The following is a 4,353-nucleotide window of genomic DNA, read 5'->3' as shown; positions in this document are numbered from 1 at the left end:
AGGGAGGAGTTGGAATGCTGGAATTGCGGAATGTATCCAAGGTGGTGGGTGGCAAGCCCCACCTCAGCGATATTTCGCTGACTTTGGAACATGCAACGCTGAATGTCCTGCTTGGGCCCACCCTGTCCGGCAAGACCAGCCTCATGCGCATCATGGCGGGGCTCGATGTGCCCACCGCCGGGTCGATCTGGTTCGATGGCAAGGATGTAACCGGCATACCCGTGCAGAAACGCTCCGTTGCCATGGTCTATCAGCAGTTCATCAACTACCCGGCCTTCACCGTCTATGAGAACATCGCTTCGCCGATGCGGGTTGCCGGGGCTGACAGTACGACGATCGACCGTGAAGTGCGCAAGGCGGCCGAGCTCTTGAAGCTCACGCCCTACCTCGACCGGACGCCGCTCAACCTGTCCGGCGGCCAGCAGCAGCGCACCGCGCTGGCGCGGGCCATCGTCAAGAATGCCAAGCTCGTTCTGCTGGACGAACCCCTGGCCAACCTCGACTACAAGCTGCGCGAGGAATTGCGCCAGGAACTGCCGAAGATCTTTGCCGAATCCGGTACGATCTTCGTCTATGCCACGACCGAGCCGCATGAGGCATTGCTCCTGGGCGGCAATACCGCCACGCTGTCGGAGGGCCGCATCACCCAGTTCGGGCCGACAATCGATGTTTTCCGCAAGCCGGATGATCTGATCACGGCGCAGACCTTTGCCGATCCGCCGCTCAACACCATTGCGCTGGCGAAATTCGGCAAGGCATTCCAGCTGGAGGGCGGCGTTGCACTGCCAGTGCCGGCGCACCTGGCTGAATTTGCGGATGGTACCTACACGATCGGCTTCCAGCCGCATCATGTGTCCACGGCACGCCGCACGGCCGACGAGATCGGCCTGAGGGCCACGGTGACCGCGACCGAGATCACGGGATCGGAAAGCTATGTGCACCTTTCCTTTGCCGATGCGCGCTGGACAATGCTGGCGCACGGCATCCACATCTACACGCCCGACGAAGAGATCGACATCTTCATCGATCCCCGCAACCTGATGATTTTTGACGCGAGCGGCAATTCAGTCACGCGCCGCCCGAAGCTGGCGGCATAGGAACGGTTATGGCACGCATCGACCTCAACCACATTCGCCACGCCTACGGTGCAAATCCGAAATCGGACAAGGATTATGCGCTGAAGGAAGTGCACCACAGCTGGGAAGACGGCGGCGCCTATGCCCTGCTTGGACCGTCCGGTTGCGGCAAGACCACGCTGCTCAACATCATTTCCGGGCTGCTCCACCCCTCGCATGGCCAATTGCTGTTCGACGGGCAGGATGTGACCAATCTTTCCACCCAGGAGCGCAACATAGCGCAGGTGTTCCAGTTTCCGGTCATCTACGACACCATGACAGTCTACGACAATCTCGCCTTTCCCTTGCGCAATCGCGGCGTGCCGGAGGCGGAGATCGACCGCAAGGTGCGCGAGACATTGGAAATGATCGACCTCGCGAGCTGGGCCAAGAAGAAGGCCCGCGGCCTCACCGCCGACCAGAAGCAGAAGATATCGCTGGGGCGCGGCCTCGTGCGTTCGGACGTCAATGCCATTCTCTTCGACGAACCGCTGACGGTCATCGATCCGCACATGAAATGGGTGCTGCGTTCGCAACTGAAGCAGCTGCACCAGCGCTTCGGCTACACCATGGTCTACGTCACGCATGACCAGACGGAGGCGCTTACCTTCGCACAGAAGGTCGTCGTCATGTATGACGGCGAGATCGTGCAGATCGGCACGCCGGAAGAGCTGTTCGAACGCCCGAGGCACACATTTGTCGGCTATTTCATTGGATCGCCCGGCATGAATGTCATGCCCGTCACGCTTGTCGGCGGCATGGCCGAGATCGGCGGCCATCAGATCCAGCTGCCGTCACCGGGCATGCCTGCTGCAGACGGCAAGATCGAACTCGGCATTCGGCCGGAATATGTACGTCTGGGTCGCCAGGGCATGCCCGTCAAGATTGCGAAGGTCGAAGATATCGGACGGCACAAGATCGTGCGGACCCGTCTCCAGAACCACGAGATCGCCGTCATCGTCGGTGAAGGCCAGGAAATTCCGGCCGAACCGCACATCGCCTTCGATCCGAAAGGCATAAACATCTACGCCGATTCCTGGCGGGTTGGAGGACAATAGCCATGGATAAGACCTGGAACAACAAAGCCTGGTTCATGGTCCTGCCGGTTCTGCTGCTGGTGGCGTTCTCAGCCATCATTCCGCTGATGACCGTGGTCAATTATTCGGTGCAGGATACCTTCGGCAACAACCAGTTCTTCTGGGCAGGGACGGAATGGTTTGAAGAGGTTCTGCATTCCGAGCGCTTCCACGCCTCGCTTGGCCGCAATCTGATCTTTTCCGCAATCATTCTGCTGATCGAGGTTCCGCTCGGAATCATCATTGCCCTCAACATGCCCCGCAAGGGATGGGGCGTTCCCGTCTGCCTCGTGCTCATGGCTTTGCCCCTGCTCATTCCGTGGAATGTCGTCGGCACAATCTGGCAACTCCTTTGTCGAGCAGACATCGGGCTTCTGGGATATTCACTTACAAAAGCGGGAATCTCCTATAATTACGCAGCGGATCCTGCTGACGCCTGGTTCACAGTCATCATCATGGATGTCTGGCATTGGACGAGCCTTGTCGTTCTCCTCTGCTATGCCGGCCTTGTTTCGATCCCCGATGCCTTCTACCAGGCAGCGAAGATCGACGGCGCTTCGCGCTGGGCAGTTTTCCGCTACATCCAGTTGCCAAAGATGAACCGCGTGCTTCTGATCGCTGTCCTGTTGCGCTTCATGGACTCGTTCATGATCTACACGGAACCGTTCGTGGTCACGGGCGGCGGCCCCGGCAATTCGACGACGTTCCTGTCGATCGACCTGGTCAAGATCGCCGTGGGCCAGTTCGACCTTGGTCCGGCAGCGGCCATGTCCATCATCTACTTCCTGATCATTCTCCTGCTGTCATGGGTGTTCTACACCGTCATGACCAATTACGATGCGGAGCGCTGAAATGAGCGTGCAACAAGACACACTCGCACGCACGAGCGAACGTCCGGAAGCCGAGCAGCGCCAGATAGACAAGGCGCTCGCACGCAGGATGCGCAGGCGCGGCGACGAGTCCAAATTCTGGTGGCTGATACCGACGGTCTATATCATCTTCCTGATGCTGCCGATCTATTGGCTCATCAACATGAGCTTCAAGACCAATCAGGAAATCCTCGGCACGTTCTCGCTTTGGCCGCAGAATCCTACACTGCAAAACTACGCGGTCATCTTCACCGATCCGTCCTGGTACAAGGGCTACATCAATTCGATCATCTATGTGGTCATGAATACGGTGATCTCGGTGCTGGTGGCATTGCCCGCGGCCTACGCCTTTTCGCGCTATCGCTTCCTTGGCGACAAGCACCTCTTCTTCTGGCTACTGACCAATCGCATGGCGCCGCCCGCGGTTTTTGCGCTGCCGTTCTTTCAGCTCTATTCGGCGTTTGGCCTGATCGACACGCATATCGCCGTGGCACTTGCGCACTGCCTGTTCAACGTGCCGCTCGCCGTGTGGATCCTTGAGGGCTTCATGTCCGGCGTTCCGAAAGAAATCGACGAGACTGCTTATATTGACGGCTATTCCTTCCCGCGCTTCTTCGTGAAGATCTTCGTTCCGTTGATCGCCAGCGGCATCGGCGTGGCGGCCTTCTTCTGCTTCATGTTCTCATGGGTGGAACTGCTGATTGCCCGCACGCTGACAACGACTGCGGCCAAGCCGATCGCCGCCATCATGACCCGTACTGTCTCGGCATCGGGCGTGGATTGGGGGGTGCTTGCCGCAGCGGGCGTCTTAACGCTGATTCCAGGTGCGATCGTCATTTATTTCGTCCGCAACTACATTGCCAAGGGCTTCGCCCTCGGGAGGGTATAATGGAAATGACAACAAGGCGTTGGCCTGTAGTGCTGGCTGTTGTGGTCGCTGGTTTCGCGATCCTGGTCGGGCTTCTTGTTGCAGCTGTTCCTCTCAAGGACGGTGCGCGTGACTGGTTTGCGCCGCTGATCAAGGGTGGCTGGATGGCGTGGACCTTTCCGACGGCGCTGTTCTTCATCACGATCTTTTTCCTGATGTCGCTGATGGCGGTATGGGAATATGCCTCTCCGGGCGGCAATCCCCGTGTCGGCATACTGCGCTTCGAGACCACGCGCGGCGACCGCCTGTTCGTGTCGCTTCTTGGCAGCGCTTTCATTCATCTCGCCTGGCTGGGGCTCGTCGGTCCCAACCTGTGGTGGGCTCTGGCTCTCTCTGTGGTCTACGCAATCGGCGTATTCCGCTTT

General features: G+C 58.8%; 5 protein-coding genes. All 5 read left to right on the top strand.

Features of this window, described 5'->3' with window-relative positions; translation table 11 throughout:
* Positions 1–14: 14 nt before the first annotated feature.
* Positions 15–1,097: an ABC transporter ATP-binding protein gene (locus tag K9U38_RS21815; protein ID WP_224496458.1), complete on the top strand. Its 1,083-nt coding sequence runs from the start codon at positions 15–17 to the stop codon at positions 1,095–1,097.
* Positions 1,098–1,105: 8 nt separating this feature from the next.
* A complete protein-coding gene (locus K9U38_RS21810) occupies positions 1,106–2,173 on the top strand; it encodes an ABC transporter ATP-binding protein (protein ID WP_224496456.1) in 1,068 nt (355 codons plus the stop codon).
* Positions 2,174–2,175: 2 nt separating this feature from the next.
* Positions 2,176–3,042, top strand: coding sequence for a carbohydrate ABC transporter permease (locus K9U38_RS21805; protein WP_224496455.1), 867 nt, complete (start codon positions 2,176–2,178; stop codon positions 3,040–3,042).
* A gap of 88 nt (positions 3,043–3,130) precedes the next feature.
* Complete coding sequence (locus K9U38_RS21800) at positions 3,131–3,949, top strand: carbohydrate ABC transporter permease (RefSeq protein ID WP_224496457.1); 819 nt, start codon at positions 3,131–3,133, stop codon at positions 3,947–3,949.
* The coding region (locus K9U38_RS21795; protein ID WP_370632032.1) for a DUF2160 domain-containing protein at positions 3,946–4,353 on the top strand (408 nt) is incomplete at its 3' end. The genes K9U38_RS21800 and K9U38_RS21795, both read left to right, overlap by 4 nt.

Source organism: Phyllobacterium lublinensis (assembly GCF_020164435.1).
In the GTDB taxonomy this organism is placed as follows: Bacteria; Pseudomonadota; Alphaproteobacteria; order Rhizobiales; family Rhizobiaceae; genus Phyllobacterium; species Phyllobacterium lublinensis.
The sequence above is the reverse complement of the archived record's forward strand: the minus strand, read 5'-3'. Positions and strand labels throughout refer to the sequence as shown.